The organism is Streptomyces sp. NPDC047130 (genome assembly GCF_040643475.1).
Taxonomy (GTDB): Bacteria; Actinomycetota; Actinomycetes; order Streptomycetales; family Streptomycetaceae; genus Streptomyces.
The window spans coordinates 1-2936 of the sequence record NZ_JBEYUK010000066.1; the positions used below are offsets into that span (position 1 = coordinate 1).

Below are 2936 nucleotides of genomic sequence, written 5' to 3' on the forward strand. Positions count from 1 at the left end.
CGGGTGCCTCGCAGGCACCCGCGGCCGCCCCCTCGTGATTACAGGTACTGACCGGTGTTGGCCACCGTGTCGATGGACCGTCCGGTGTCCGCGCCCTGCTTCCCGGTGATCAGGGTGCGGATGTACACGATCCGCTCGCCCTTCTTGCCGGAGATCCGGGCCCAGTCGTCCGGGTTGGTCGTGTTGGGCAGGTCCTCGTTCTCCTTGAACTCGTCCACGCACGCCTGGAGGAGGTGGGAGACCCGCAGACCGCGCTGGCTGTGGTCGAGGAAGTCCTTGATCGCCATCTTCTTGGCCCGGCCCACGATGTTCTCGATCATGGCGCCGGAGTTGAAGTCCTTGAAGTACAGGACCTCCTTGTCACCGTTGGCGTAGGTGACCTCCAGGAAGCGGTTCTCCTCGGACTCCGCGTACATGTGCTCGACCGCGGACTGGATCATGTTCTGGACCGTGGCGGCCCGGTCGCCGCCGTGCTCGGCCAGGTCGTCCGCGTGGAGCGGCAGGCGCTCGGTGAGGTACTTGCCGAAGATGTCCTTGGCCGCCTCGGCGTCCGGACGCTCGATCTTGATCTTCACGTCGAGCCGGCCGGGGCGCAGGATGGCCGGGTCGATCATGTCCTCGCGGTTCGAGGCGCCGATCACGACCACGTTCTGCAGGCCCTCCACGCCGTCGATCTCGGCGAGGAGCTGCGGGACGATGGTGTTCTCGACGTCCGAGCTCACGCCGGAGCCACGGGTGCGGAAGAGGGACTCCATCTCGTCGAAGAAGACGATGACGGGCGTGCCCTCGCTGGCCTTCTCCCGGGCCCGCTGGAAGACCAGGCGGATCTGCCGCTCGGTCTCGCCGACGTACTTGTTGAGGAGCTCGGGGCCCTTGATGTTGAGGAAGAAGCTCTTGCCCGCCGCCTGTCCGGTGACCTCGGCGACCTTCTTGGCCAGCGAGTTGGCGACGGCCTTGGCGATGAGTGTCTTGCCGCAGCCGGGCGGGCCGTAGAGCAGGACGCCCTTGGGCGGGCGCAGCTCGTGCTCCTTGAAGAGGTCCGGGTACAGGTAGGGGAGCTCGACCGCGTCCCGGATGGCCTCGATCTGGCCGCCGAGACCGCCGATCTGCTCGTACCCGATGTCGGGAACCTCTTCGAGGACCAGTTCCTCGACCTCGCTCTTGGGCACGACCTCGTAGACGTATCCGGAGCGGGGCTCGAGCAGCAGGGCGTCACCGGCCCTGATGGTGACGTCGAGCAGCGGTTCGGCGAGCCGGACCACCTTCTCCTCGTCGGTGTGCCCGATCACCAGGGCGCGCTCGCCGTCCTCCAGGACCTCCTTGAGGGTGACGATCTCGCCGACGCGCTCGAACTGCATGGCCTCGACCACGTTGAGCGCCTCGTTGAGCATCACCTCCTGACCGCGCCGGAGCTCGGCCAGGTCGATGCTGGGGCTGACGTTCACCCGGAGCTTGCGGCCGCCGGTGAAGATGTCGGCGGTGCCGTCCTCGTTCGCCGCGAGGAACACGCCGAATCCGGCCGGCGGCTGGGCGAGCCGGTCGACCTCCTCCTTGAGGGCCACGATCTGGTCGCGGGCCTCTCGGAGAGTGCCGGCCAGCCGCTCGTTCTGCGCGGACACGCCGGCCAGATTGGTCTGCAGCTCGACGATCCGCTCTTCGAGAAGCCTCGTGTGCCGCGGAGAGTCGGCGAGCTTGCGTCGCAGGACGGCGATCTCCTGCTCAAGGTAGGCGATCTGCCCGGCCGGGTCCTCGGACCCTCGACCCGGGCGGATGCCGCGGTTCATGTCGTCGTCGTGGGCTGCCACGGTCCTCACCTCCTCCAAGGGGAGCTGGACGCTTCCAGACCCTACCTGGGCGGGTGTCGATTGAAACCCTAGATCACAAAGACCGTCGGAGTGTGTCCGATCTTCACCCTTGCGCTCTCCCTCACTGCCAGGGAGATACCCAGGGAACGTGGATCGAAAGCAGTGAACATCACGACCGACCGGTTGGACGGACCGGCGGACGGTTCCGGGGGTGGACCGGCAGGTGACCGGACGGCAGCGGCGCGCCCGGATCAGACCTGTTCGGTGACCTCCGGGGAACCGCGGTGGAACGCGCCGTCGGCCCAGCGCCAGTTGACGTCCTCCTCGACGTCCGGGCAGCAACTGGGCACGTCCCGCGAGGAGTACCCGAGCATGGTGGCCTCGACCTGTCCGTCGCGCACCGCCAGCTCGGTGACGGTGCGGCGCTCCTTCGGCCCGACCAGGGTGGCGACCACCCGCGGCTCGCCGGTGTCCGCCGCGCGGGTGATGACGTACACGGCGTCGGGCGGCGTGCCCATGGCGCTGTCGCAGTGGACGGCGGCGACCGCCTCGGGGTTGCCGTCGCCGTCGAGGTCGCCGGTGCTCTGCCGGACCACCACCGGTTCGGCGATGTCGCCGCAGTCCAGCGGCAGCCGTGCCGCGGCCGGATCGGGGGCCGGGCGGGCGGGGGCGGCCGGAGCGGCGGAGGCGGCCTTGTCGTCCCGGGGCGGAACCGCCGTGGCGTGGCCGGGCTGCACCAGGGAGGACAGGGCCATCACGCCGGCGACGGCGGTGGCCGTGGCGAGCCAGTGGATCGGGCGGGGGGAGGCGTGCGCGTGCGCCAGTTCCGGGACGTCGGGGTGCTGCACGAGTGGGTGTCTCCCGTGGAGGGACGGTGCCGGTGGGTTGTCCAGCATCGTGCCACACGTCACACGGCCGGGGAACCGCGGGGTCCGGGTGTGCGCGGACCGTTCACGGGGCGTGCACGGCGTGCGGACGGCGCCCGGGCGGCAGGTCACGCCCGCCAACAGCGAGGCGCACCGGCCGGGTTGCCGTGCGACGCATGCTGGAACAGCAGCGGCTGCGGCTGCTGGGCCAGTTGTCCACCCTGGCCGCGCAGACCAACTGCGAGGTCACCTGCGTCTTCGACGG

2 protein-coding genes are annotated in these 2936 nt (G+C 69.8%); both read right to left on the bottom strand.

What is annotated here, in order from left to right; all coding sequences use genetic code 11:
- Window positions 1-38: 38 nt before the first annotated feature.
- Window positions 39-1805, bottom strand: a complete 1767-nt coding sequence (gene arc, locus ABZ836_RS30405) for a proteasome ATPase (protein WP_356138103.1) — start codon at window positions 1803-1805, stop codon at window positions 39-41.
- Between the two features lie 251 nt (window positions 1806-2056).
- Complete coding sequence (locus ABZ836_RS30410) at window positions 2057-2653, bottom strand: hypothetical protein (RefSeq protein WP_361147602.1); 597 nt, start codon at window positions 2651-2653, stop codon at window positions 2057-2059.
- Between the last annotated feature and the right edge of the window lie 283 nt (window positions 2654-2936).